The organism is Oxalobacteraceae bacterium OTU3CINTB1 (genome assembly GCA_024123955.1).
Lineage (GTDB): Bacteria > Pseudomonadota > Gammaproteobacteria > Burkholderiales > Burkholderiaceae_D > Rugamonas.
The window spans coordinates 2,293,895-2,318,188 of sequence record CP099652.1 but is presented as its reverse complement, the minus strand read 5'-3'; the positions used below and the strand labels follow the sequence as shown (position 1 = coordinate 2,318,188).

16 protein-coding genes are annotated in these 24,294 nt (G+C 64.3%); 1 reads left to right on the top strand and 15 read right to left on the bottom strand.

The window, feature by feature from the left end; all coding sequences use genetic code 11:
* Positions 1-16: 16 nt before the first annotated feature.
* From ispG to ndk, 5 genes are all read right to left on the bottom strand, one after another.
* The gene (gene ispG, locus NHH73_10100) at positions 17-1,288 is read right to left on the bottom strand and encodes a flavodoxin-dependent (E)-4-hydroxy-3-methylbut-2-enyl-diphosphate synthase (protein USX28606.1); all 1,272 of its coding nucleotides are present in this window, start codon (positions 1,286-1,288) and stop codon (positions 17-19) included.
* Positions 1,289-1,324: 36 nt separating this feature from the next.
* Positions 1,325-2,344 (bottom strand): DUF4115 domain-containing protein, encoded by a 1,020-nt coding sequence (locus NHH73_10095; GenBank protein USX28605.1) that lies wholly within the window; start codon positions 2,342-2,344, stop codon positions 1,325-1,327.
* 13 nt (positions 2,345-2,357) lie between these two features.
* Entirely contained in the window at positions 2,358-3,185 is an 828-nt protein-coding gene (gene pilW / locus NHH73_10090) for a type IV pilus biogenesis/stability protein PilW (GenBank protein ID USX28604.1), read from the bottom strand.
* Complete coding sequence (rlmN, locus tag NHH73_10085; GenBank protein USX28603.1) at positions 3,185-4,357, bottom strand: 23S rRNA (adenine(2503)-C(2))-methyltransferase RlmN; 1,173 nt, start codon at positions 4,355-4,357, stop codon at positions 3,185-3,187. Before rlmN ends, pilW begins: the two co-directional genes overlap by 1 nt.
* Positions 4,358-4,439: 82 nt before the next feature.
* Positions 4,440-4,847 carry a nucleoside-diphosphate kinase gene (gene ndk / locus NHH73_10080; GenBank protein ID USX28602.1) on the bottom strand — a complete coding sequence of 136 codons (408 nt, stop codon included), beginning with the start codon at positions 4,845-4,847 and terminating at the stop codon, positions 4,440-4,442.
* A gap of 279 nt (positions 4,848-5,126) precedes the next feature.
* Between ndk and NHH73_10075 the strand changes: the two genes are divergently transcribed.
* On the top strand, positions 5,127-5,810 hold the full coding sequence (locus NHH73_10075; GenBank protein ID USX28601.1) for a Bax inhibitor-1/YccA family protein: 684 nt from the start codon (positions 5,127-5,129) through the stop codon (positions 5,808-5,810).
* A gap of 181 nt (positions 5,811-5,991) precedes the next feature.
* Here NHH73_10075 and pbpC read toward each other — a convergent pair whose 3' ends face one another.
* The 10 genes from pbpC to NHH73_10025 all read right to left on the bottom strand — a co-directional run bounded on the left by pbpC (position 5,992) and on the right by NHH73_10025 (position 24,223).
* On the bottom strand, positions 5,992-8,157 hold the full coding sequence (gene pbpC, locus NHH73_10070; protein USX28600.1) for a penicillin-binding protein 1C: 2,166 nt from the start codon (positions 8,155-8,157) through the stop codon (positions 5,992-5,994).
* Positions 8,154-13,916 carry an MG2 domain-containing protein gene (locus NHH73_10065; GenBank protein USX28599.1) on the bottom strand — a complete coding sequence of 1,921 codons (5,763 nt, stop codon included), beginning with the start codon at positions 13,914-13,916 and terminating at the stop codon, positions 8,154-8,156. The genes pbpC and NHH73_10065 overlap by 4 nt, the downstream gene beginning before the upstream one ends.
* Positions 13,917-14,015: 99 nt before the next feature.
* Positions 14,016-15,353: a 23S rRNA (uracil(1939)-C(5))-methyltransferase RlmD gene (gene rlmD, locus NHH73_10060; protein USX28598.1), complete on the bottom strand. Its 1,338-nt coding sequence runs from the start codon at positions 15,351-15,353 to the stop codon at positions 14,016-14,018.
* Between the two features lie 131 nt (positions 15,354-15,484).
* On the bottom strand, positions 15,485-16,507 hold the full coding sequence (gene rpoS / locus NHH73_10055) for an RNA polymerase sigma factor RpoS (protein ID USX28597.1): 1,023 nt from the start codon (positions 16,505-16,507) through the stop codon (positions 15,485-15,487).
* A gap of 7 nt (positions 16,508-16,514) precedes the next feature.
* Positions 16,515-17,477, bottom strand: coding sequence for a peptidoglycan DD-metalloendopeptidase family protein (locus NHH73_10050; GenBank protein USX28596.1), 963 nt, complete (start codon positions 17,475-17,477; stop codon positions 16,515-16,517).
* Between the two features lie 99 nt (positions 17,478-17,576).
* A complete protein-coding gene (locus NHH73_10045; protein ID USX28595.1) occupies positions 17,577-18,452 on the bottom strand; it encodes a protein-L-isoaspartate(D-aspartate) O-methyltransferase in 876 nt (291 codons plus the stop codon).
* Positions 18,449-19,186, bottom strand: coding sequence for a 5'/3'-nucleotidase SurE (gene surE / locus NHH73_10040; protein ID USX28594.1), 738 nt, complete (start codon positions 19,184-19,186; stop codon positions 18,449-18,451). The genes NHH73_10045 and surE overlap by 4 nt, the downstream gene beginning before the upstream one ends.
* A 69-nt stretch (positions 19,187-19,255) precedes the next feature.
* Complete coding sequence (locus NHH73_10035; GenBank protein USX28593.1) at positions 19,256-21,157, bottom strand: tetratricopeptide repeat protein; 1,902 nt, start codon at positions 21,155-21,157, stop codon at positions 19,256-19,258.
* A gap of 99 nt (positions 21,158-21,256) precedes the next feature.
* Positions 21,257-21,862, bottom strand: coding sequence for a toll/interleukin-1 receptor domain-containing protein (locus tag NHH73_10030; protein ID USX28592.1), 606 nt, complete (start codon positions 21,860-21,862; stop codon positions 21,257-21,259).
* Between the two features lie 387 nt (positions 21,863-22,249).
* The gene (locus tag NHH73_10025; GenBank protein USX29602.1) at positions 22,250-24,223 is read right to left on the bottom strand and encodes an ATP-dependent DNA helicase; all 1,974 of its coding nucleotides are present in this window, start codon (positions 24,221-24,223) and stop codon (positions 22,250-22,252) included.
* Positions 24,224-24,294 lie beyond the last annotated feature (71 nt).

Sequence of the window (24,294 nt, the reverse complement as noted above, 5' to 3'; positions counted from 1 at the left end):
TCTTCTTCAATTCTTTTTAAACGGCTGCGACGGAGTTACCGTAGTTCTTCTTGACGTAATTCAGTACGATTTCCTGGAATTCCTCGACGATGCGCTCACCGCGCAGGGTCGCGAACTTGGCGCCGTCGACGAACACCGGCGCCGCCGGCGATTCGCCGGTGCCCGGCAAACTGATGCCGATGTTGGCGTGCTTCGATTCGCCCGGACCGTTGACGATGCAGCCCATGACGGCCACGTTCATCGCCTCCACGCCCGGATAGGTCTTTTTCCACTCCGGCATCGAGTCGCGCAGATAGGTCTGGATATTGTCCGCCAACTCCTGGAAGGTGGTCGAGGTGGTGCGGCCGCAACCCGGGCACGCGATCACCATCGGCGTGAATTTGCGCAGGCCCATGGTCTGCAAAATCTCCTGGCCCACCACCACTTCCTTGGTGCGGTCGCCGCCCGGCTCCGGCGTCAGCGAGATGCGGATGGTATCGCCGATGCCCTCTTGCAGCAGCACCGACAGCGCCGCCGTCGAGGCGACAATGCCCTTGCTGCCCATGCCGGCCTCGGTCAGGCCCAGGTGCAGCGGATAGTCGCAGCGCTTGGCCAGCTCGCGGTAGACGGCGATCAAGTCCTGCACGCCCGAGACTTTACACGACAGGATGATCTTGTCGCGGCCCAGGCCCAGTTCCTCGGCGCGCACGGCATTCTCGATGGCGGAGGTGATCAGCGCCTCGTACATCACCGCCTGCGCGCTCCACGGTTCGGCGCGGCCGGCATTTTCGTCCATGATGCGCGCCAGCAGCGCCTGATCCAGGCTGCCCCAGTTGACGCCGATGCGCACCGGTTTGTCGTAGCGCGCGGCCACTTCGATCATCTGCGCGAACTGCGTATCGCGCTTGGCGCCCTTGCCGACGTTGCCCGGATTGATGCGGTACTTCGACAGCGCCTTGGCGCACTCCGGATAATCGTTCAGCAGCGTGTGGCCGTTGTAGTGGAAGTCGCCCACCAGCGGCACGTCGACGTCCATCTTGTCCAGCTGTTCGCGGATGTACGGCACCGCCTCGGCGGCCTCCGGACGGTCCACCGTCAGGCGCACCAGCTCCGAACCGGCGCGCGCCAGGTCGCGGATCTGGATCGCCGTCTCGATCGCGTTGGCGGTGTCGGTGTTGGTCATCGACTGCACCACCACGGGCGCGTCGCCGCCGACCCAGATCTTGCGCTGGCCGTGCGCGACCAGCACGCTGCGGCTGGCGCGGCGGTTCGACGGTCCCGAAGGAATAGCTGTTTGCGTAGAAGACATGACTGTTTGCTCGTGCTGGCTAATTAATGACTCAATTTACTTGATATTCACGCGGGAGATCGTCCCGCCGGCGACCGGTGGCAGCGCCAATGGCGCGCCGCCCAAGGTCGCTTTCACGCCATCCGGCTTGCCGACGATCAGCAGCGCCGGATCCTTGATGTCGAAGGTCTCGGTGCTGCCGGCCTTGACCAGACGCGAAATCAGCGGCTTGGTGCCCGGACGGCGAATCTCCACCCACGAATCGGCCGTCACTTCCAGCACCAACTGGGTGCCGGTGGCGGCGGCCGGAGCGGCTGCCGGCGGCAGCACCTGCGCGGCCGGCGCGCCGGTCGCTGGCGTGGTGGTGGTGGTGGTGGTCGTCGCGCCAGCTGGCGCGGTGGCGCTGCCCGCAGGCGCGCTCGCGGCGTCGGCCGGGTTGGTCGACGTGCCTGGCGGCGGCACCGAAATCAGCGGCACGTTCGGCGACTGCAGCGGCGCCGTTTCCTGGCCCGGCTTGACCAGGGTGGTCTCCAGCGGCATGGTCGAATCGATCGGCTTGGGCAGCTCGGTCACGGCGCTGGCGGCGGAATCACCGCTGGCGCGCTCGAACATCGAGGTCGAGATCAACCCGCTCTGGTAGGCGTACACACCGCCGCCGATCAACGCGGCGGCCACCACCACGGCGCCCACGATCCAGCCGCCACGGCCGGACGAACGGTCGGTCATCAGCGGGAAGCGTGACTCCGAAAACTCGGCGGCCCGTTGGGTGCGCGGCGGCGCGGCCTCGGGGCTGGTCGGCGAGATCACCGCGATCATCGCCACCAGCGGCGTCGGGTCCAGCTTGACGACCTTGGCGTAGGCGCGGACGAAACCACGCACCACCGCCATGTTCGGCAAGGAGGCGTAGTCGCCCGTTTCAAGCGCGACGACCTGGCGCGGCGCCAGCTTGAGCTGGTCGGCGATCTGTTCCACCGACATGCCCATCGCTTCGCGCTGGGCGGCCAGTTGTGCTCCGGGCGTGGCCAGGCTGGTGCTGCCCTGGTCTTTTTTCGGCGGTTCTGCCCACTCTGAATTCATTGGTATCCCTGTCTCACTCATCAAACGCCCCACGTTGATAAGCAGCATATTCGGTCGAGCCGGGGTGGAGGCGGCGCAATTGCGTCGCCCAACCATCTTCAGCCCCCTTGTCGCCCACCTTATGCTGCACCTTAATCCCGAGCCACAGCACATCGGCCGTCAGGCTCTCCATCTTTGCCACCTTGTTCAGACGGGTAATGAAGAAATTGGCGCGCACATAATCGCGCTTTTCAAAATATACCCGCGCCAGATTGGCGTTGGTGGCCGGCAGGTCGGGCGTCAACTGCAAGGCTTGCAGCAGATAACGCTCCGCGCTGGCGTAATCCTTGGTCTTCAGCGCGCAGGACCCGGCGTTGTTCGCGGCCGACGCCGGCGAACGATAGCTGCGGTTGCCCAGCGCCGTATCGAACAGTGGCATCGCCTCCGCCACCCGGCCGTTCTGGCACAGGAAAGAACCATAATTGTTGGCCAGATCCGGATTGCCCGGCGCGAGTTTGCGCGCGCGGACAAAGTTATCCTCGGCCAAGCCGTTCTCTCCCATGGCCTGGTAAATCAGGCCGCGCATGCCATAGGCGTCGGCGTACTGCGGATCGGCCAGCAGCGCCATCTTGACCTCGTCGAGCGCGAACGGGTACTGGCCCTGCTCGTAGTACCCGACCGCCAGCTGCATGCGGATCTCGACCTTGCGCTGGGCGCTGGTCTGGTCCGACGCGGTGGTCAGCTCGGCCTGGCCGCTGTTGCCGCGTTCCGGCCCCGAGGCGCAGCCGGCCAACGTCCCCGCCAGCGCCGGGATCAACCCGAGCGCGACAAGCCGCCGGCTACGCTGCGCCAGGAGCGTCATCAGGAAGTGATCTCCACGATCTTGCCGAAATTGGCGCCGAACTTTTGCTGGTACTCGGCCATCTTTTCCATCCGCTGCGCCACCTTGGTGCGGTCCTGGACTTCGCCGGCCAGCTGGCCGCAGGCGGCGTCGATATCGTCGCCGCGCGTCTTGCGGATGGTGGTGACGATGCCGGCGTCGACCAGGATCTGGGCGAAGGCCTTGATGCGCGGGTTCTTCGAGCGCAGCAGGCCCGATTCCGGGAACGGATTGAACGGGATCAGGTTGAATTTGCAGTTGACGCCGAACTGGCGGTCCTGCACCAGCGCGATCAGTTCGCGGGCGTTCTCGTCGGAGTCGTTGACGCCGTCGAGCATGCAGTATTCGAAGGTGATGAAGTCGCGCGGGGCGAATTCCAGATAGCGCTTGCAGGCGGCCATCAGTTCCTTGAGCGGATACTTTTTGTTCAGCGGGATCAGGCTGCTGCGCAGCTCGTCGTTGGACGCGTGCAGCGATACGGCCAGCGCCACCGGCACTTCCTGCGACAGCTTGTCCATCATCGGCACCACGCCGGAAGTCGACAAGGTGACGCGGCGGCGCGACAGACCGTAGGCGTTATCGTCGAGCATCAGCTTGAGGGCGGTGGCGGTCGGCTCGAAGTTCAGCAGCGGCTCGCCCATGCCCATCATGACGACGTTGGTGATCTGGCGCTCGCCTTTCGGACCGGGCTCGATGCCCTTGGTGCGGCGCAGTTCGAACTCGGCCATCCACAGCTGGCCGATGATCTCGCCCACGCTGAGGTTGCGGCTGAAGCCTTGCTTGCCCGTCGAGCAGAAGCGGCAGTTGACGGCGCAGCCGGCCTGCGTGGAAATGCACAGGGTGCCACGATTTTCTTCCGGGATGAACACGGTTTCGACCGCGTTGCCGTTGCCGACGTCGACCAGCCATTTGCGCGTGCCGTCGGTGGACGTGTGGTCGCTGATGATGGCGGGCGCGGTGACGTGGGCGCGGGTTTTCAGTTTGTCGCGCAGCGACTTGGCCAGATCGGTCATGGCGTCGAAGTCCGACGCGCCGAATTGATGGATCCAGCGTTGCAGTTGCTTCGCGCGGAACGGCTTCTCCCCCAACTCGGCGCAATAAGCGATGAGCTGCGCGGGATCGAAGTCCAGCAAGTTGGTCAGAGGTGCGTTCATAGTCAGTTTCAAAACAGTTCTAAAAAGCTCCGTTTCCGCGCGGAGGCGGAAACGGGGAATTACACGAATTACTTACCGCAGATTACTTGCCGAAGAAGTAGGCAATTTCAACTGCAGCGGCTTCGACAGCGTCGGAACCGTGTACGGCGTTGGCGTCGATCGAGTCGGCGAAGTCAGCACGGATGGTGCCTTTTTCTGCCTTCTTAGGATCGGTGGCGCCCATCAGTTCGCGGTTTTTCAGGACGGCGTTTTCGCCTTCCAGTGCCTGGATCATGACTGGGCCCGAGACCATGAAGTCGACCAGGTCTTTGAAGAAGCCGCGCTCTTTGTGCGCAGCGTAGAAACCTTCAGCCTCTTCACGCGACAGCTGCTTCATTTGAGCAGCAACGATCTTCAGGCCAGCGCCTTCGAAACGGCTGTAGATTTGGCCGATAACGTTTTTTGCAACTGCGTCTGGTTTGATGATCGACAGGGTGCGTTCGATTGCCATTTGAAAAACTCCAATAAAAAGAAAGGTTTAAAACAAAATTGATAGCTCAATCAACCTTTGATTTTACCATAGAACACCCCACATTCCGAGCAAGGGCACCAGATAAGGATGTCAGCGGGCAAGCTAACGCCCCATTCCGGGGCGAAAAATCCCTGTTTTGACGCGGATCCGTGTGTTTAAGCCCGGATTAAGTGCTTTTGGTACATGTTTTTGGGTATTTTGGCTAGTACGTGCTATGCTTTTAACAAGCAGTAAATCGAATCACTTCAGGGAGGCACTATGATTAATATGGAAAAAACTTACGATCTGTCAGCAGGCAGTCGCCGTGCCGTACAGCACAACGTGCTGCGCAATACGTACTGGCTGCTCGCGCTGTCGATGATCCCAACCGTCTTTGGCGCGGCGCTGGGCGTGTCCCTGCACCTGCCGCTGGGTGGCGGTCTGATGGCCCTGGTGTTCCTGGCCGGCGCCTTCGGTTTCATCTGGGCGATTGAAAAGAACAAGGAATCCGGCGTGGGCGTGGCCCTGCTGCTGGGCTTCACGTTCTTCATGGGTCTGATGTTGACGCCTTTGTTGTCGCGCATCCTGGGCTTCTCCAACGGCGGCTTCCTGATCATGGCGGCCTTCGGCGGTACGGCGTCGGTGTTCGCGGTACTGGCAACAGTTGCCACGGTGTCCAAGCGTGACTTCTCGGGCATGGCCACGTGGCTGTTCGCCGGTGTCATCGTGCTGATTTTGGCTTCGCTGGCCAACATCTTCCTGAACATCCCGGCGCTGGGCATCGTCATCTCGGTGGTGGCGATCGCGATTTTCTCCGCGTACATCCTGTATGACGTGCAGCAGATCGTCAACGGCGGCGAGACCAACTATATCAGCGCCACCTTGCGTTTGTACCTCGACGTGTACAACATCTTCACCAGCCTGTTGTCGCTGCTGGGTATCGCCGGCGGTAGCCGCGATTAAGATCGTCAGTTAGCAGCATCCAAAAAGCCGGCCATGTGCCGGCTTTTTTTATTGGGCCGCCTCCTCGCTGGGGCCGCGGACCACGAATGACCACCGGATCCACGTAGGGCGGATTAGCGCAGCGTAATCCGCCATGCATGCGCAGTCAGCGGCCCAAAGATGGCGGATTACGGCGTTCCGCCTAATCCGCCCTACGTGGAACAGTGGAAGTTTGTTCTCGCTCGGCGTTGCCGCGCACCTGGAACCGGTTCGTGGCGACGGCTTTGCCTTCATCATCGACCAGCGCCAGCTCGTGCTGGCCGGCCACCGGGTGCCACGCGTAGTCCAGATCCGCCCCACCCAGTGCCGCGCCGTCCAGCCGCCATCGCAGCCCTCGCCCGCCCTGAGCGTGAAAAAACACCCGCTCGATACTTTTCGGGATATCCGGATCGAGCGCGATAATCCCGGTATCGCCAGGGTAGAGTATCTTCGGCGCCCTCCCCCCATCGCCGACCAGCGCGACGACCGGGCTTTCCGTCCCGGCCAGGAACCACTCGCCGCGCGCCGTCTCCAGCGCCGGCTGATACACGATCTGCTGGCGCGCCACGCCGGCCGGCGCTTTCGGCGCCCCGCTCGGCCGGCCGCGATGCAGATAATCGACGACATCGCGCCACACCGGCGCCGCCCCCGTCACCCCGGAGACGTCCCACATGGGCTGGCCATCGAAATTGCCGACCCAGACGCCGACCGTGTAGCGGTCTGTGTAACCCACGCACCAGTTGTCGCGCATGTCCTTGCTGGTGCCGGTCTTGACGGCGCTCCAGAAGGTCGTCGCCAGTTCGTTTTTCAAGCCGAAGGTCAGGCTGCGCGCTCCCCGGTCGGCCAAAATGTCGCCGACGATGAAGCTGGCGCTCGGATCGAGCACACGGCGCGGCGCCTGCCCCGCCGCACCGGCCAACGACAGCCGCACCGGCCCCGCCATCCCACCATTGGCCAGCACGCGGTAGGCGTTACTCAACTCCAGCAGCGACACTTCGGCGGAGCCCAGCGCCAGCGAATAGCCGTAGAAATCGGCCGATTCGGTCAAGCTGCTCAACCCCACGTCGCGCAGCCGCTCGTGGAAGCGCTCCAATCCCGTCATCACCAGGGTACGCACGGCCGGCACGTTCAACGAACTGGCAAGGCTGGTGCGCACGCTGACATAGCCCTTGAAATCCTTGTCGTAGTTCTGCGGAACGTACAGTCCAGACGGCGTGGAGATATCGATCGCCGTGTCGTCCATCAGCGAGGCGGCCGTGATTAATTTGCGCTCGATCGCCAGCTCGTACAGAAATGGTTTCAGCGTCGACCCGGCCTGCCGCAACGCCGCCACGCCATCGACCTCGCCGTCGCCGGCATTGCCAACGTAGGCGAGGATGTCGCCGCTGGCGTTGTCGAGCACCACCACCGCGCCATCGTCGACGTTACGACCTTGAAGCGACATCAATTGCTGGCGCAGGACGGTCTGCGCATACCGCTGCAATTCCCCGTCCAGGGTGCTGCGGACCGACTGCCCGCCACCGGTCAACAGCTGCTGCGCCACCTGCGGCGCCGGCGGCAAATCGACCGCCAACTGCGGACGCCCCAACGCGACCAGGATGCGCAGCTCGATGTCGCTGCAGGTTGCGGGCATCTTCAGTTCGCGCCCCAATGCGCAGGCACGCTGCGAGACGGTCTTGGGCGATGCCGACGGCCCGCGCAGCAGGCTGGCGAGTATCACCGACTCTGACTGGTTCAGGCCCGATGGCGCCTTGCCGAACAGGATGCGCGACGCCGCGCCAACGCCTTGCAGCTCGCCGCGATACGACACCAGGTTCAGGTAGGCCTCGATAATTTGCTGCTTGCTCCAGGTGGCGTCGAGCTGGCGCGCGGCCTTGATCTGGTCCCACTTCTGGCCCCAGCTGCGGCCCTTGGCGCTCGGTCGCAGATCCGGATGCAGCAGCGCGGCCAATTGCATGGTGATGGTCGACGCTCCGCGCGGACGGCTGCGGAACAGGTTATCCCAGGCCGCCTTGGCGGCGGCACTCCAGTCCACCCCATCGTGTTGATAGAAACGCTGGTCCTCCGCCTGCAAGATCGCCCCCGGCAGCGCGGGCGAGATATCCTTCAGCTCCACCCACGGCAGACGGCGCACCGTCATGTCGATGCGCAGCGACTGCACCGGTTCGCCGTGGCGGTCCAGCAGCGCCGCCTCGGACGAACGGTAGTCGGCGCGCACCTGCTCCGGCGTCGGCACGTCCTGCGTCTGTGCCGCCTGCGGACCGGCGGCATGCGCAGCGCCGGCCAGCGCCAGCGTGACCAGCAGGATCGATCTCACTTCACCTTTCATTTCACCCTCAACGGCGCGTTCGGCGACTCGCCGAACATCTCCGGACTGTACATCGCTTCAACACGCGTCGGCGGCAGATTGAACTGACCGGCATTATTCAGCCGCACTGTGTACTCGACGCTCCATTTCCCCTTCGGTACGAACTGGTAGAACGAATGGAAGCCCTCGAAGGTGCGCTCCTCGAACGCAGGTTCGACCCAGCCGGTGCGGCGGTTGCCCGCGTCCAGCAAGGCCGAATCGCGGCCCAATCCCGAACCGAGCACCGTGGCGCTGGCCGGGATCGGATCGTCCACCACCACCCAGGTCATGTCCGACTGCGCTTCCAGATCGAGCCGCACCCGATACACATCGCCGCGCGACCACTCGCCCTTGACCGCCTGTTCGACCGGCGTGATGGTCTTGGCGATCTTGTAGCCGCTCGACAGCGGCGCCTTGAGCGGCACCGCCGCCACGGTCTGTAAAGTCACCCACGGCTTGCCGGTGCCGGCGTGATCGAGTTCCAGGTTGCCGCTGCCGCCGCGCGGCCATGGCAGCATGGCCTTGCCGCCGCTGGCGTCGCCGCCGAAGGCGATGCTCTTGCTGGCCTGTCCAAGGGTCGCGCTGGCGGTGCCGGTCACCTTCTGGCTCTCGAACTTGTGTGCGAAGCGGTCCAGCGCCAGCACGCCCCAGGCGTTGGCCACGGTCGTACCCCAGCGTCCGGCGCGTTGCCGTCCTAGGGCGCCGCGCGCCAATCGGCCCATGTCGTCGCGCCAGGCGGGATTGTCGGCCATCGCCAGCAACAGCCGGTTGGCGTTGCTGTCGGCGGACGCCATCAGCCACCACCAGTCGTCGGTGCGTTCGGTCGAGAAGCCCATCGTCGTGCCCTGGAGGTTCAGGCGCGAACGCAAAATCTGTTCCGCGTTGGCCAACCGTTCGGCGCGCCGCGGCAGCTTATCGGAGCGGCGCAGGATCAGATACCAGTCGATGACGGCCGACGTCGGCCACAAATTTGGCGCGATCGTGAACGATTCGAGCTCGCTGGCCTTGATTCCGCTTGAGCGCGACAGCGCCTCCAGCGCGGCGATCTTGCGCACCGCCAGATCGGCCGTCGGCAGCGCCGAATACAACGTCACCTTACCCTGCACGAAGGCCAGCAGCCCGGACTCCATGCGCGCCTTCAGCTCCGGCGGGATGTCGTAGCCGGCTTCGTCCGAAACCGAGAGCACATAGGCGGTCAGGCTGTCGCTGCCCGACTGCATGCCGGCGAAATACTTGACCAGGCCATTCGCATCCAGATGCGCCGGCAGCGTCTCCACCGCCGACTGCCACATGGCGGGATCGTGCAGCGCGATCGCGCGCGACGCCACCTGCTCGAAGCAGCGGTAAGGATAGGCGCTCATGTAATCGCGCACGCCGGGCATGTCGCCGCCCAGCGTGGTGGCGAATTGCGTCTGCACGCCGCCACGACCCGGCAAGGCGTCCTCCGGCAGCTTGACCGGAATGCTTTGCTTGCGATCCAGCTGAAGCAAGGTCGCCTGCGTGGTGCGCAACGACACCGCCGCCACGACTTTCTGCTTGACCTTCAGGCGGTCGCGCGAAGCCGGGGCATCAGCCGCACCAGCGATGCTTGCGCTGACGTCCCAGGCCAGCGACTGCGCGCCCAGCGGCACCAGGTAATCCCAGCCGACGTCACGCGCTTCTCCGGCTTCCAGCGCCACCTGCTGCTGCGCCAACGCCTTGCCGGCGGCGGTCGCCCCCAGCGTGACTTTGACGGCGGCATCGGTCGTATTGCGCAAGGTGAAGCCGGCGCGGAAGCGGTCGCCCTCGCGCACCACCGCTGGCAAGCCCGATAGCAGGATCAGATCCTGCGAGCTGCGCACCTCCGTGCGGCCGGTGCCGAACAAATCGGCCTGCGCGTTGGCGATGGCGACGATGCGGAAAGCCGTCAGCGAATCGTTGATCGGCACCTCCACCGAGGCCTCGCCGTTGGCGTCGAGCGTCACGCGCGCCTTCCAGAACAGCAGCGTGTCGAACAGTTCGCGGCCGCCGCCCTTGCCGCCGCCACCGCCGTGCGGCACGGCCTTGCGGCCGAAGTGGCGCTTGCCGACCACCTGCATTTGCGCGGTCGCGGTCTGCACCTGCAAACTACGCTGCTGCATCATCGTCTCCAGCAGATCCCAGCTGGCGTTGGGCATCAGTTCCAGCAGGCCGACATCGACCGCCGCCAGCGCCACCTCGGCGCCGGCCGGCGGCGCCGAGCCATCGGCGCGCGTCACCTTCACTTTGACGGCGGCCTTGTCGCGCACCTTGTAGACCTGCTTGTCGGACGTTACCTGCACCTTCAGCTCATTGGCGGACCAGCCCACGCGCAGCGGCGCGATCCCCAGCTTGTAGGCGGGCTTGCCCAGATCGACCAGCGCGGTCGGCTGCACGCTCGCCACGCGCCCGCGCACCACCAGCGCCGAGACGTAGACGTTCGGCGCGTACGCCTTCTTGACCGGGATCGTGAACACCGGCTCGCTCGCGGTCAGCGGCCGCACGTAAGTGTCGATGACGCCTTCGCGCTCCACCGTCACCAGCGCGGTCGCTTCGCGGAACGGCATGCGCACCTGGAAGCTGGCGGTGTCGCCCGGCTCGTAGCGTTTTTTCTCCGGCAGCAGGTCGATGCGGTCGTTGTCGGTGGCGCTGAACCACCAGTCGTCGCCGTCGGCGACCCACATCTCGCGGTTGGTCATGGCCACGTGCTGTCCACCGTCGCGGGTTTGCGCGCGCAGAATCAGGTTACCCGACGCCGGCGCCTTGACCTGGCAGATCAGCAGTCCCTTGGTATCGGTGCGGCCTTCGCAGGCGGCGCCCATGGCTTTGACTTCGCTACTGTTCTCGTAGGCGTAGAAGCCGCCGATCAAGCGCCTGCGGTGGGCGTACGAATTCCGCTGGAAGAAGTCGACCGACACCGGCGCGTCGGCCACCGGCTTGCCTTGCAAGTCCAGCACCACCACCTGGAACTTGAGCGCGTCCTTGCTCATCACCCAGCCATCGGGCTGGATGCCGATCACATAGTTTGACGGCCACAGGGGAATGCGCGTGGCCACCGACAGGGTCTCGCCGTTGGCGTCCTGATAGGACATCTCCGCCATCAATTCGTGCGGAACCGTGGCTGCGGGCAGCTGGTCGAGCGTGACGCGGGTGCCGCCGGCCTTGTCCAGGGTCAGGTTGCGCGTCTTGAAGCCGGTCGCCGCGCCTTCGGTGGCGCCCTCGCCGCCTTCGTCGAACACGCCCTCGTCCTCGTCGAAGCCTCCCGACTGGCGCTCGACGCCGAGCTTGACGTCGCCGCTGCTGAAGGTGAAGTTCTCGTAGTCCTCGAAGCTCACCTGCTTGTCCTGCACCACCGTGCGTAATTGCACCGGCGCGCCGCCGGCGCCACCGCCGGACAGGTAACTCAGTTGCACGTCCAGGTCGACCGACGTGGCTTGCACGGCGGGCGTCTTCGGTCCTTGCAGCAGGGCCTTCATGGTCGGCACCCGGAACTGCTCGACGCGGAAGCGTCCGGCCACGCGGCCGCCCAGCATCATCTGATACCAGCCCTGCTTGGCGTCGGCGGGAATGGCCCAGTCGTTGGCGGCGGTGGCGTTGGCACTCCAGGCGATCGGCAACTCGTAGCGTTGTTCGCTGCCCTCGTGGACCAGGAAAATGCTCGACGGCTGCGCCTTGCGCTCCTCGGCCGTCAGCTGGTGGGTATCGTAGGCGGCCCGCTGCTTGCGCAGTTTATCGTTCGCGCCGACCAGCGCAATCCCCTGCTCCACGTGGCGGCGCAGGAAGTGCTTCATATGCACCGTCTCGCCGGCGCGCAGCAAAGTGCGGTCGAATACCGTGGCGGCGATGACGTTGTCGGCCCCTTCGCCTTCGGTCGGCAGGTTGAAGCGCCAGTTCTCGATGCCGCGATCCCAATCGGACAAGGTGAACGTCATGTCGCCGCCGCTGCGCGCGCTGACAAAGAAGCCGCCGCGCGGCTCGCACGCGCTCTCCGCCAGCTCCTGCTGGATGCGCGCCACGCCATCGCCGTTGGTGACGCCCTGCCACACCTGCTTGCCGGCGCAATCGCGCACCGACACCTGCGCCTGCGGCACCGGCTTGCCCTTGTCGAGCGACGTCACCCACACCAGCGACGACTGCGCGCCGCGCTTGAAGTGCGCCACCAGATTGGTCACCAGCGCGGCCGAACTGACGTAGGCCGTCTCGCGCTTGCCGGACAAGGCCGCGCCCAGTCGCGGGCTGGCCAGTTCCACCACGTAAAAACCCGGCTTGCGCAACGGGATGCCGACCACCTCGAAGGCCTGCCGGCCACCCGGCTTGGGCATGGTGAAGCGCTGCACAGCCGTGGCGCCGCCGGCGCCGGCCAGCAGGGGCTTGTACAAGGCATCCCCACCCAGTTCGCCCGGTTGCCAGCTGCCGCTATAGCTCATGCGCTTGAGCCAGGAGATGATTTGCTGGTCCTGCTGCTCCTGCGTGCCGGCGTCGTTGACGCGCAGGGACGCGCCCTCGATCGCGGTTTTCAGGCCGGCCACGTTGGCTTCGATATTACGCACGGTGACAGGCAGCAGGCGGTCGCCCTTCGATTCGATGATGCCGAAGCGCGCCGGGAACTTGACCAGCGGCGGCTGCGCGGCGGTCTGCACCGCCATGGGGAAGCGCCGTTGATTGATCAGCGGGCGGCCGGCGTCGTCCTTCAGCGCAGGCGGCAGCGACAGCATCAATTTGGCGTTTTCCGGGAACGGCCCGGGGATGGTCAAATGCGCGACATCGTCGGCCTTGGCATCGTATTTGTCCAGTTGCGGCTTGAAGACTTTACCGCCCGGCGCGATCACCCTGACGGCCAACGCATCGGCCGCGCGCACCGGCGCGGAGAACTGCAATTGCAGCGGCAGGAAGGGGATGCAGCCGCCCTTGACGGCAAGCCGCTCGCAACTGAGTTTGGCGGTGAAGTCGGGCCGCGTCTTGAACGCCAGCGTTTGCGCCTGGCCGGTGACGATGCCGCTGTCGGCGGCGATGCCGGCGCCCCAGACCAGCGCCACGTTGGCTTCCGCCGGCAAGGGCCGCTGGCATTGCAGCACCACGATGGGCAGCTTCTCGATCCGGTTGCTGCGCACCGTCGTCGTCGCGCGCCACACCACGCCGCGCGCCTTGAAGTACAGCGACAGATAGCGGTTGGCGAAGTCCTTGCGCAAATCGAGGATCTTCTGGCGCTCGGCGCCGGCGAGGATGCGCACGCCGATCTTTTCATGCACGCCGTCGGCGCGGCACCAGGCGTTGGCGGCGACGGTGGCGTCGCTGGCCGGGGCGTCGAGACCGAGCACGAAGATCTGCTGTTCGTCGATGCGGTTGCTGCCTTCATACGGCAGCGATTCGACGATGGCGGGACCGCCGGTGTCGAAACCGAAGGCGCGCTCGCCGGACAGCGGCTTGCCGCCCAGGTCCTTGACGTCGCCCCTGGCGGTGAAGCGGCAGGCCACGCCGGCCGGCAGGTCCCTGTCGAAATCGTAGCTCCAGTTTTGACCGTCGATCCAGCGCCCCTTGCCCTGCTCCGGGCAATCGACGGTGAAGGGATCGGCCAGGCGCATATCGCCCAGCGGAACCATGGGTGCGCTGAAGCGCGCCACCACCTGGCGCACGCCTTTGACGGTGCCTGTTGGCGAAAACGAGGTGATGGTGGTTTGGGCGAAAACGGCGAGCGGCAGGCTGCAGAAAGCAGCCATGCCGATAAGACGGGACAGAAGGCGCATGCCAACTCCGGATGCTATGTGGAATCAGTCCAGTGTTGCAAACGGCTACGGCAAAGTCAATAACATTACAAAATAAACATTACGATACATCCCTGCACATTACGCCAGATTAAACACCGCCATCGATTCCACGTGCGACGTGTGCGGGAACATGTTGACCACGCCGGCCTTGTCGAGCACATAGCCGGCGTTGACCAGGATGCCGGCGTCGCGCGCCAGGGTCGACGGGCTGCACGATACATACACGATGCGCTTCGGCAGCAGGTCCGCGCGCGTCTGGCTCAACGCCACCAGCGCCTCGCTCAGCGCCATGGCGCCGTCGCGCGGCGGGTCGATCAGCATGCGGTCGAATTTGCCGAGCGCGATCAAATCGTCGGCCGTCACCTCGAACAGGTTGCGCGTGTAGAACGTGGTCTTCTCCGACAGCCCGTTGGCCTTGGCGTTGTCCAGCGCCCGCTCCGACAAGGTGGTGCTGCCCTCGATGCCGACCACCTCGCGCGCCTGCGTCGCCAGCGGCAAGGTGAAGTTGCCCAGGCCGCAAAACAGATCGGCGACGCGGTCTTGCGGCTGAACTTCCAGCAGGCGCAACGCCTTGCCCACCAGCACGCGGTTGATGTAGTGGTTCACCTGCGTGAAATCGACCGGTTTGAACGGCATTTTGATGCCGAATTCCGGCAGCAGGTAATGCAGGTCGTCGTCCAGCGGATAGAACGGCGCGGCCGTCTCCGGCCCCTTGGTTTGCAGCCAGAATTGAATCGTGTGCAGGTCGGCGAAGGCTTTCAGCTTGGCCTCGTCGTCCCTGGTCAGCGGCGCCATGATGCGCAGCACCAGCGCGGTGACGCCCTCGCCGATCGCCACTTCGATCTGCGGCACCTGGTCGTACAAGGACAGCGAACCAATCAGCGCGCGCAGCGGCAGCAGCAGGTCCGATACGTGGCGCGGCAGGATCTCGCAGCTGTCGATGTCGGCGACGAACACCGACTTCTTTTCGTGGAAACCGACCAGCACCGTGCCCTTCTTGGCCACGTGGCGCACCGACAGCCGTGCGCGGTAGCGGTAGCCCCAGGTCGGGCCGTACATCGGCCGCATCACCGTCAGCGGCTTGACCTTGCCGATGTGGCGCAGGTTGTCTTCGAGCACGCGCTGCTTGATGGCCACCTGCGCGGTCGGCTCCAGATGCTGCATGGAGCAGCCGCCGCAGTAGTCGAAATGCTTGCACTTGGGCGTGACCCGCATCGGCGACTCGTGATGCAGTTCGGTCATGCGCGCCATTTCCCAGTTCTTCTTCTTTTTGAAGGTGTAAAAACTGACCTTCTCACCCGGCAGGGCGCCCTCGACAAACACCACCTTGCCCTGCGAGCCGTCTTCATTCTGCAAATGGCCGACGCCACGGGCGTCCATGTCGAGCGATTTGATGTCGAGGATAATATCTTGCATAAGATTTAATTTTAAAGAAAGAATGGCGGCCGACCGGCGGCCGGGCCAGCGCCGGGGCCAATATGATAGCAGAACGCGGGTGGGGAAAACCGGGGAGAGGGAAAAGGCTACAACAGCGGCTACAACAGCGGCTACAGCAGCGAATCGCGCACCACGCCGCGCGCGGCCATGGCCCGTTTGAGTTTGATCAGCGCTTCCTGCTGGATCTGGCGCACGCGCTCGCGGGTGACGCCCATTTCCTCGGCCAGGGTTTCCAGCGTCGCGGGATCGTCATTGTCCAGGCCGAAGCGGCGCATGATGACGATACGCTGCTTGTCGGGCAGCTTGGTCAGCCAGTCGCGCATCAGCACCGTCATTTCGTGGTGCTCGGCGCGGGCGTCGGGACTGTCCTCGCTGTCGCCGGGCAGCATGTCCATCAGCGACGATTGCGGATCGTTGTCGAGCGGGGCGTCGAGCGAGGTGGCGTGCTCGGACAGCGCCAGGATGTCCTGCACCTCCTCCACCGGGCGGCCGACCAGCTCGGCGATGTCCTCGGCGGTGGCGTCCTTGCCGTTGTGGTGCTGGGCTTCCAGATGGTATTTGCCGCGCAGGATTTGATTCAGTTCGCGCACCATGTGCACCGGCAGGCGCACGGTGCGGGCCTGGTTCATGATGGCGCGCTCGATGCTCTGGCGTATCCACCAGGTGGCGTAGGTCGAGAAGCGGAAGCCGCGCTCGGGCTCGAACTTGTCGATGGCGCGCATCAGGCCGATGTTGCCCTCCTCGATCATGTCGAGCAGCACCACGCCGCGATTGATGTAGTGCTTGGCGATCGACACGACCAATCGGAGGTTGTGCTCGATCATGGTCTGACGGGCGCTGAAGTCGCCGGCCTTGGCCAGGGTGGCGTAGTGCACTTCCTGCGGCGCCGTCAACAGCGGCCGGGTGCCGATCTGGTTCAGGTAGTGCTGGGTGGTGTCGGTCGACAGCTCGGCCGCAAGGACCTTTTTCAGTTCGTCGACCTCCAGCACCGCCGGCACCTCGGGCAGGTGCCCGCCGTCCCCGGCGCCGTCCGCACCATCCATGGTGTCGATGACTTCATCATCGTTCGACTCGTCCTGGAAATCTTCCGGGGCCGAGTCGTCATCCATTGGGTCGTGCGGCGTATGTTTCATGGCTCAGCTAGCGGTTAGGCAGGAATTTTGACGGGTCCACCGGTTTGCCCTGCTGCCGTATTTCAAAGTGCAGCTTGACGGAGTCGGCGTCCGAATCGCCCATCTCGGCAATCATTTGTCCCTTGGTCACGGTCTGGCCTTCCTTGACCACGATGCTGCGGTTATGGGCATAGGCCGACAACAAGCTATTACTGTGCTTCACAATAACGAGATTACCATAACCGCGGATGCCGCTACCGGCATACATGACTTTTCCGGCCCCGGCCGCCACGACGTGCTGGCCGGCCTTGCCGGCGATGTCGACGCCCTTGTTCTTGCCCTCGTCGAAGGTGGCGATGACTTTGCCTTCGGACGGCCACATCCAGCTCAGTTTCTCGTCGTCGGCGGCGGCCGCGCCAGCTGGTGCGGGGGCCGGGGCCGCCGGCGGACGCACCACCGGCGCCGCCGGGGTCGCCGGCGTGGCAGGGGCAGCCGCGCCGTTGGCGGCGACCTCCTTGCCATTGTCGGCGCGTTGCAGCTCGGCCAGGGTGGCGTCGGTGTACGGACGCTTTTCGCCTTTCGGACCGGTCTTCTTGACCACCGGCGCCGGCGGCGGCGTCTTGTCGGTCGGCGGCATGGCGACGGCGGCCGTCTCGACGCCACTGCCGTTACCGGCGGAGTCCGGCGGCAGCACGCGCAGCACTTGGTCGACCTTGATGTCGTTCGGGTTGGCCAGATTGTTCCATGTCACCAGATCGCGGTAGTTCTGACCGTATTCGAGCGCGATGCGGATCAAGGTATCGCCCTTTTTGACCGTGTACAGGCCACGCTCGTCGCGCGACACTTGTGCCGTTTCGCTCGGCGTGGCGGATTTCACTGGCGGGGTCGACACCGGACGGTCGATCACCGGGGCCTGGTTCGGGGTGGTGCTGCAGGCGCTCAGAAAAGCGAGCACCAAGCTCAGTACGAGCACATTACTTTTAGTTGTCATTCTCATCTTAAATTTCAGTTTGATGCGTACGGACGCAATGCGGACAGCTCAACGGTCACACCGCGGTCACACCGCGGTCACACCGCGATCACACCGCGATCACACCGTGCCCGGACGCAATGGCACGAAATGGCAATCTTCCAGCGTTTCGCTGGTCCATTCCTTCTTGCCGATGCGTGTAATCAGTTCCAGACGCTGCGCGCGGGCGCCGACCGGCGCCACCAGCCGGCCACCGATGGCAAGCTGTTCGAGCAATGCCTGCGGCACCTCCAAACCGGCCGCGGCCAGGATAATGCCATCGAACGGCGCCGCTTGCGGCAGGCCAAGCATACCATCTCCGTAATGCAACCGTAGATTCGGCACACGCAGAGGCCGCAAGTTGTGCTTGGCGAGCTCATGCAGAGGCTTGATGCGCTCGATAGAATAAACCTCTTGCGCCACTCTTGACAACACCGCCGCCTGATAACCGCAACCAGTGCCGATCTCGAGCACCCGTTTGAGCTGGCCGCCGTTGCGCATCACCTCGATCATGCGGGCCACGATATACGGCTGGGAGATCGTTTGCTGGTGGCCGATCGGCAGCGAGGCGTCGATGTAGGCCTGGGAGGCCAGCGCCTCCTCCATGAACATATGGCGCGGCACGCTTTCGAGCGCGCCGAGCACGACGTTGTCCTTGACGCCCTGCTTTGCCACCCGTTGCACCATGGCGCGGCGCACCGCGTCCGACACCAGCGGGTTCTGGCGCGGGGCCGGCGCCACCACCGGCTGGGCCCGCTCCATCGCGTAACTGTGGGCCTTGGACGGCACCGCCACCGGACGCGGCCCGGGATAACCGTGTTGCGGCGGCACGTGGCGCGCCGCGTTCTGGGTCGCCGTCTGCGGCGTGGCTACCGGCGCGAACAGGGTGGTCTTCTTGGCGCCCTTGTCCACTACCGACGACAGCGGCAGCGGAAAGGTCCGGGGTTTGTCGCTCATGCCAGGCCCTTTTCCAGTGCCGCGAGTTGCGTTTTATGGGTCAGATCGACCTGCAGCGGCGTGATCGAGGTGCGACCGTTGGCGCAGGCAAAAAAGTCGGTGCCCTCGCCGGCGTCCCTGGTCGCGCCGGGCGGACCGATCCAGAAAATTTCCTTGCCGCGCGGGTCTTGCGAGCGGATCACCGGTTCCGACTGGTGGCGCTTGCCCAGCCGGGTGGCGACCACCTGGGTCAGCTGCGCATAGGGCCGGTTGGGAATGTTGACGTTGAGCAGATACGGACGCGGCAGCGTTTCATAATAGCGCTCGATGATGTCGCGCGCGTGACGGGCGGCGTCGTCGATGTGCTCCCAGCCGAACGCGCCCTGGGAAAAGGCGATGGCCGGAATGCCGAACAGATAGGCCTCGGTGGCGGCCGCCACGGTGCCGGAATACAGCGTGTCGTCGCCCATGTTGGGGCCGTTGTTGATGCCGGAGACGACCAGGTCGGGCCGGTAGTCGAGCACGCCGGTCAGCGCCACGTGCACGCAGTCGGTCGGCGTGCCATTGACAAAATAGAAACCATTGGCGGCCCGCTGCACCGACAACGGCCGGTCCAGCGACAGCGAATTGGACGAGCCCGAACGGTTGCTGTCCGGCGCCACGACGACGATGTCGGCGATCGGCGCGAGCGCGGCTGCCAGGGCGTTGATGCCCGGCGCAAGGTAACCGTCGTCATTACTGATCAGGATTCTCATACAGAGATTTTACCTGAAGCAACGCCCGGACTGCGCGCCCTGACCCGGTCGCAACCAGATAAATTTGCGCTAGCGCGACGCCGGCCGGCCGCTGGCGAGCTGCTCGTCGAGCGTCAGCAGGTCGTCGCTGGCGCGCGGGCGCGGATTGGTGACGGACATGGCGGCGCGCGGATTGGGCGCCAGCCCCAGCGCATCGTCGTAGTCGTCCATCGCCGCGTCCTGGTGCAATTCGCGCACCGGCGCGAAGTCGTCCCGCCCGCCGTCCCGCCCGCCGTCCGGCAGCGAACCGCGCTGCGCGCCGTATCGGCCCGGTTGCACATGGTCGAGCAATTCCATGGTCCTGCGGGTGTCCGCGTGATCCGGCCCCAGCCGGCGTAGCTGCGCCTGCAGGACCTTGTCGAACAACACCCTCGCTTCCTCTTGCTCGTTCTGCGCGAGCAAGGTGCAGGCCAGCGCCGTCTTGCTGCGCAGGGTGTCGGCGTGCTCGGCGCCCAGCAAGCGCTTGCGCTTGGCGAGCACCTGCTCCTGCTCGCGCCGGGCTTGGTCGAGGTCGCTGCGCTGGAACAGCAGGTCGGCCCGGGCCGCCTTGCAGGACAGGGTCAGCAGATGCTCGGAGCCGAGCATGCGCAGGTAAGCATCCAGCACGCCATCCTGGATGTCCATCGCCTCGGCGCCCTTGCCCTGCTCGGCCAGGGTGGCGGCCAGATTGGCGCGCGCGGCCAGCGTGTCGAGATGCTCCGCCCCCAGCAGGCGTTCGCGCGCCTCGACGACGCACTCTTCGAGGAACTGCGCCTCGTCAAGGCGCCCCTGTTGGCGCAGCACGGCGGCCAAATTGCTTTTACTAACCAGCGTGTCCACATGGTCGTCGCCCATGCCCCGCTGTCGCAGCCCCAGGCTTTCCTCGAAACAGGCCAGCGCCTGGCGCAGCTTGCCTTCACGGCGGTACAGCTCGCCCAGCAGGTTGAGGTCGCGCGCCAGCGGCTGCGACAAGGCGCGGGCGCCGCCCTCCCCCAGCGCCTGCCGCGCCTCTTCGATGGCAGACAGCAGATGGATTTCGCGGCTCGACTGCCACGGGAAATAGCCGGCGCCGAGCCAGTCGAGGAAGGCCTCGAAGGTGCGCGTCAGCGAAAAACGGTCGCCGCCCTGGTCCATCCGCACCGCCAGTTGCTCGCCGTAGGCGAAGGTGCGGGTCTGTTGCAGCTGGACTTCGTCGAAATAGCTGTCCAGCGACACATGCTGCATGCCGTAGCACTCGCACATCAGCCGCTCGAAGATCGGCTGGTAGCCCACTATATGATGTTGCGGGTCGCCGCGCCGCCATTGGGAGCGCTGCGTGCTGTCGCCCATTTCGATGCGCGACGGCAGCGGGTAGACCAGCAGCGGCCGCTGTTCATCCTCATGACTGCGCCGGTAAGCCGTGGCGCGGGTCACCAGCGCCTGCACCCCTTCCAGGCTCTGGCGGTTGGGCGTGAACACCACCACCAGTTTGCGCGGCAGCAAAGTGGTGCAGATGCCGGCGGTGTCCGTGCGGCCGGTGCGCGAATCGACCAGCACGTAACGAAAGTGGCGCGAGAGCTTGTCGGCGAAGCAACGGAAAAGCGCCGGGCAGCGGTCGAACAGATCGTCCCAATGCATCGCCGCCAGCCGCTCGCCGTAGCTATCGTCGAAACGGCCGGCGCGCATCAGGTACAACTGGCTGCTCTGGTCGACCCGGCTGACGTACTGCTCCCATCCGACCGCCGCCAGCACTTCGTGCGCCAGTTCCTCGTCGTCGAGCACGTCGGCCCCCTTGCGGCGCCGATGTAGTTGCTCGCGGCAAGCTTCGAACAATTCCAGCACGCCGGGTCGCTCCTCGCCATGCTCGAAGTAATGATGCAGGCCGGGCGCTTCCATGTCCCAATCGATCATCAATACCGGGGTGGTGGCATTTTGCTGTCTTGCAAGCAATACCGCCAGATTGGACAAGGCCATCGTGCGACCCGTCCCACCCTTGTAAGAATAGAAAGTAACCACTTCGCCGTTGGCTGTGAGCGGTGGCAAAGACAATGATGTGGTTTCCATAACAAACCTTTAGCGAGGGAAGTGGGGAGGAGGAATGGCGCGCCATTCGGGCGGAATGTCCGGCATGACAAAACGACCACAGTCATGCCCGGGCGGCGTGCACTGTTTCAAGTAGTGGTAGTGCTGGGCGATCCGCAGAACGATCTTTTTTATATCCGGCAAAAATTCCGGGTTGGTCTTCAAGTCGCCGCTCGCCAGGGTGTACCGTGAAAAATCGACATACATGCCCGGCCCGGAAATCTGCGGCGGCAAACTCAAGGGATGCTGGGTCATGATGACCGGGATGATCAGGTGACTTGGCAGCGTGTACCATTTCTTGCGTTCGTTTTCAATTAGTTGCATTGCTGCAAACTCACGCCGGGTATAGGCATGGGCTTCGTACTTGGGTGTATAAATGACAATCATGCAAACGCTTTCACACATCGCCCTGGCGATTTTTTCGTCCAGGTCATCGCCTCCGCCGAGTTGCTCACTGTCGACGAACAATTCGTTTTCGTTGTCGAAGTGGGGTTCCAGATAACATTTCAGAGCGTCGATCAAATCGTTTTTGAACTTGCTCATGTATGCGTGCTGACCGTGTGCATAGCTGAAAAAACAGCCGTGGCGGATAGTCATGGCCTCCTCCGATCCTGCTCCTTAGGGGAACAGCGCTTAACCAACTCTAACAATCCGCTCATCAGCCACTTTGCGCGAACGCAAATGGGTGCGATATGCAAGGCTTGGGGCTGCGGTGTTGGCAGATGGGTTCGGTGACGGCAGGTCCGATGGTTGGCGGCAGCACTTCTAAAGCCAGTTATTGGCTAGAACACGCCATTAACTGGCATGATTTTGAAAAAAATCAGGGTCCGGCCGAACATATCGGACCGTAGGGCGGATTAGCGCGCAGCGCGTAATCCGCCATGAGCCGCCGACGGAGCTTGGCGGATTACGCGCGATGCGCTAATCCGCCCTACGAAAATCGATTTGATCGCCCGCTTGGGGCAAGAGAAAAAATACCGAAAGTTACTCTTCGGTATTCTTGTTTTGGAAGAACGCGACCGCATCCGCCTGCTCGCGGGTGCGTTTGAAGGACGGCAGGCTCTGCCAAATCCGCTTGCCGTAGGGCTTGGAAATCACACGCGGATCGCACAGCATCAGCACACCGCGATCGCCTTCGTCGCGGATCAGGCGGCCGGCGCCCTGCTTCAGATTGATGATCGCTTCCGGCAGGGTGTGATGCATGAAGCCGTTTTTGCCCTGCTTTTCCATCACCTCGATACGCGCGGCCAGCACCGGATCGTCCGGCGGCGCGAACGGCAGCTTGTCGATAATCACCAAGGACAGCGCGTCGCCGCGCACGTCGACGCCTTCCCAGAAACTCTGGCTACCGATCAGCACGCCATTTCCCGCCTTGCGGAATTGGTCCAGCAACTCGGTGCGGCCCTTGTCGCCCTGGATGAACAGCGGATACGGCAAGCCGCGCTTTTCGAACTCGTCGCGCAGGCGCTCGGCGGCGCGCTTCACAGCGCGCAAAGTCGTGCACAAAAGGAAAGTTTTTCCGCCCGCCGCCTCGATCACCGGCAGCGCCAGGTCCAGCACCGCGTCGGTATAACCGATGGAATTCGGGTCCGGCAAACCCTGCGGCACATATAAAAGGCCCTGCTCTTCGTAATTAAACGGGCTCGGCCAAGTCTTCGACGGTTCGTCCGTCAGGCCCATTTGTTCCGAGAAATGGCTGAAATCATTCTTCACGGCCAAGGTCGCCGACGTGAAAATCCAGCTGCGCGGCACGCCTTCGCGCTGGCCGTTGAAGATCGGCGCGATCGATAAAGGCGTTTTATGCAGCTGCAACGATGACGCGTAGGCCTCGACCCAGAACACCGCCTCCTCGCCTTTTTCGACGCGCGCCTTCGGATCGAATTTCCAGGACGACAATTTTTGCGCCAGTTCGATGCCGCGCTGGCGACATTGTTCCAGCGTTTCGGCGCGGGCCGCCTGGGTTTCCAGCACGGCCAGCATGCCGTCCAGCTCGTCCTTCAGCGTCTGCAACGCCGGGAAAAAGTCGCTCGACGGCGCGATCTGCGGCAGCGACAGGCGCACGATATCTTGCGGGAATGTCAACCTGAGGTCGCGCGCGGCCTTCTCCACCACCGTGACGACCTTGCCCCAATCGGCGCCGTCGCGGGCGTTCGACAAGCCCTCGGCCAGCACGTCGCGGCACAATTCCAGGATTTGCGAGGTCGAAAACGTATCGCCGAAGAACAAGGTGGCGGTGTCCGGCAGCTGGTGCGCCTCATCGAAGATGATGGTATTGGCCGACGGCAGCAGTTCGGCGATGCCCGAATCCTTGAGCGCGACGTCGGCGAAGAACAGGTGGTGGTTGACCACCACCACGTCGGCCTGCTGCGCTTCCTTGCGCGCCTTCATGACGAAACAATCCTGGTAATACTGGCACTCGGCGCCCATGCAGTTGTCGCGGGTCGAGGTCACCAGGTTCCAGATCAGCGCGTTTTCCGGCACGCGCGCCAGCTCGGCCTTGTCGCCGGAACTGGTCATTTTCAGGAAACGCGATATCTCGCGCAGGTGACCGACGTCGTCGCGCGACGTCATGCGGCCGTTCTGCAGGGTACGCTCGAGATGGTAATGGCAGACGTAATTCGAGCGGCCTTTGAGCAGCGCGACCGACACCGGCGCCTGCAAGGCGGCGCGCACGGTCGGAATATCGCGCAGGAACAGCTGGTCCTGCAAGTTCTTGGTCCCGGTCGAGACGATGGTCTTGCCGCCCCACAGCAACGCCGGCACCAGATAGGCGAAAGTCTTGCCCGTGCCAGTGCCGGCCTCGGCGATCAACGTGGTCTGGCTGGAAATCGCGGCCGCGACCGCCTTGGCCATTTCCGTCTGCGAGCGGCGCGGCTTGAAGTCGCCAACAGCCGGACCCAACGGTCCGCCGGCGCCGAACAGTCGCTCGACCTCGGAATCGTATTTGCCGGGGGGCAGGTCTGGGGTCGCGCCGACGACGGCGGGAGTGGCGTCGGCGGGGACCGGCGCGTGCGTGTCGGCAGGCGTTG

Excerpts from the sequence above, each read along its gene's own strand:
- ispG (USX28606.1), bottom strand. The coding sequence starts at position 1,288 with ATGTCTTCTACGCAAACAGCTATTCCTTCGGGACCGTCGAACCGCCGC.
- NHH73_10095 (USX28605.1), bottom strand. The coding sequence starts at position 2,344 with ATGAATTCAGAGTGGGCAGAACCGCCGAAAAAAGACCAGGGCAGCACC.
- pilW (USX28604.1), bottom strand. The coding sequence starts at position 3,185 with ATGACGCTCCTGGCGCAGCGTAGCCGGCGGCTTGTCGCGCTCGGGTTG.
- rlmN (USX28603.1), bottom strand. The coding sequence starts at position 4,357 with ATGAACGCACCTCTGACCAACTTGCTGGACTTCGATCCCGCGCAGCTC.
- ndk (USX28602.1), bottom strand. The coding sequence starts at position 4,847 with ATGGCAATCGAACGCACCCTGTCGATCATCAAACCAGACGCAGTTGCA.
- NHH73_10075 (USX28601.1), top strand. The coding sequence starts at position 5,127 with ATGATTAATATGGAAAAAACTTACGATCTGTCAGCAGGCAGTCGCCGT.
- pbpC (USX28600.1), bottom strand. The coding sequence starts at position 8,157 with ATGAAAGGTGAAGTGAGATCGATCCTGCTGGTCACGCTGGCGCTGGCC.
- NHH73_10065 (USX28599.1), bottom strand. The coding sequence starts at position 13,916 with ATGCGCCTTCTGTCCCGTCTTATCGGCATGGCTGCTTTCTGCAGCCTG.
- rlmD (USX28598.1), bottom strand. The coding sequence starts at position 15,353 with ATGCAAGATATTATCCTCGACATCAAATCGCTCGACATGGACGCCCGT.
- rpoS (USX28597.1), bottom strand. The coding sequence starts at position 16,507 with ATGAAACATACGCCGCACGACCCAATGGATGACGACTCGGCCCCGGAA.
- NHH73_10050 (USX28596.1), bottom strand. The coding sequence starts at position 17,477 with ATGACAACTAAAAGTAATGTGCTCGTACTGAGCTTGGTGCTCGCTTTT.
- NHH73_10045 (USX28595.1), bottom strand. The coding sequence starts at position 18,452 with ATGAGCGACAAACCCCGGACCTTTCCGCTGCCGCTGTCGTCGGTAGTG.
- surE (USX28594.1), bottom strand. The coding sequence starts at position 19,186 with ATGAGAATCCTGATCAGTAATGACGACGGTTACCTTGCGCCGGGCATC.
- NHH73_10035 (USX28593.1), bottom strand. The coding sequence starts at position 21,157 with ATGGCCTTGTCCAATCTGGCGGTATTGCTTGCAAGACAGCAAAATGCC.
- NHH73_10030 (USX28592.1), bottom strand. The coding sequence starts at position 21,862 with ATGACTATCCGCCACGGCTGTTTTTTCAGCTATGCACACGGTCAGCAC.